Origin of the sequence: Streptomyces sp. H27-H5, assembly GCF_026627505.1 — a bacterium.
Lineage (GTDB): Bacteria > Actinomycetota > Actinomycetes > Streptomycetales > Streptomycetaceae > Streptomyces.
On record NZ_JAPNLK010000289.1, the window covers coordinates 1 to 1,439 of the forward strand.

The window sequence follows — 1,439 nt, forward strand, 5'->3', positions numbered from 1 at the left end:
CCGCCACACTCTCGATGACCAAGGCGGAAAGTCCCGAAAACACCACACCCACAAGGGCGTTGACTTCAAGCACGCCTCAGCATGACAGGAGGCAACGCACCGCTACCACCGATTACGGGACAGAGCCGTTCTTTTTACAGTCCCCCCGTTGACGCCCAAGCCTCCCGGTTATGAGGTCGGAAGGTAGTCGTCTAGGCGGGCCAGCGCGTAGCCGCGGTCGGTGGCGACGCGCAGGACTTGGCGCAGTGTGTCGGGCATGGACCCCTTCCAGTGTCGAGGCCCGCGGAAGTGGGTGAGGATGATGTCGCCGGGGTGGAGGTCGCGGTCGGCGTCTCTCCATTCCATGTGGTCGGGAAACGCCTCCGTGTTCCACAGGGGCACGTGGGTGATCCCGCAGGATTTCGCGGCCCTGAGTGTGTTTCCGTCGTACGCGCCGTAGGGGGGACGGAAGAGCTTGGGGGCGGTACCGAAGACGTTGTGGATGACGTCTTGTTGTCCACAGATCTCGTGTCGTTGTCGGTCGTGGGCCATGCCCCGTAGGTAGCGGTGGCTCAGGGTGTGGTTGTTCAGGGACGTGCCGGCGCTCTGCATGCGCCGGAAGTAGGCGTAGTCGTCCTTGACCGCGGAGTCCGTGAGGAAAGCCGTGTAGGGGATGCGGAGTTCGCGTGTCATGCGCAGGAAATCGGGGTCCTTCTCGTATCCGTCGTCGACGGTTAGGAAGATCACCTTGTCCTTGGTGGGAATGGTGGTGAACACCGGTGGCAGCGTGGTGGCGTCGGCTCCCGATACCTCGAATCCCTTGCGGAACGCGATCGCCGGTTTCACTGTCGGGGGTGCCGGGGGTGGGAGAGGGGGCGTGGCAAGGCCCCAGGCGCGGGCGAGGGCCGAGCTCGTTCGAGGGGGTGGGTGGGGCGCCCTCGCCTGAAGCGTCGGGAGGGGCGCCCGTGCGTCGACCGTGGCTCGCTGTCCCCGGCCGGGGCTCTCGGGCACCACCGCGGCACAGGCGATACCGAGGGCCAGTACAAGGGCTGCGGTCATGGTGACAGCCGTGGGGGGGCCGCCCTCCGGGGGCCGGTGGGAGGCTGCGCTCCGAGAAACCGGATTCCGCCGTACAGGGTTCATACGACAATCGTGAATTCGTCGCCGTCGGGAGTTGGGGCGCCGCACGCAGGAGCGTTCGGGAGCCACTCGCCCAGCGCATCGCACGGGACTTGGAAGACAGTCACGGCTTGTAGTGCCGGGGGCGGCTGATGTCCTCCTCGCGTCCGATTGGGTACTCAGGTTGAACTCGTAGTTTCCGCCTTCTCGATCTTCCTGCGTTCCGCAGCTGATGGCGGGTTCTGGACACGGTTGACGGTGTTCTCGCAGGTCACGTGGTTTCGGCCTGGTGGAACGGCCAGAGTCGCCTAGTAACACGTTTCATGTGGTTACCCTGCGTT

1 protein-coding gene is annotated in these 1,439 nt (G+C 65.1%); it reads right to left on the reverse strand.

Annotated features, from left to right (window positions below; all coding sequences use genetic code 11):
* Positions 1–168: 168 nt before the first annotated feature.
* The gene (locus OTB19_RS42820; protein ID WP_420717036.1) at positions 169–756 is read right to left on the reverse strand and encodes a polysaccharide deacetylase family protein; all 588 of its coding nucleotides are present in this window, start codon (positions 754–756) and stop codon (positions 169–171) included.
* Positions 757–1,439 lie beyond the last annotated feature (683 nt).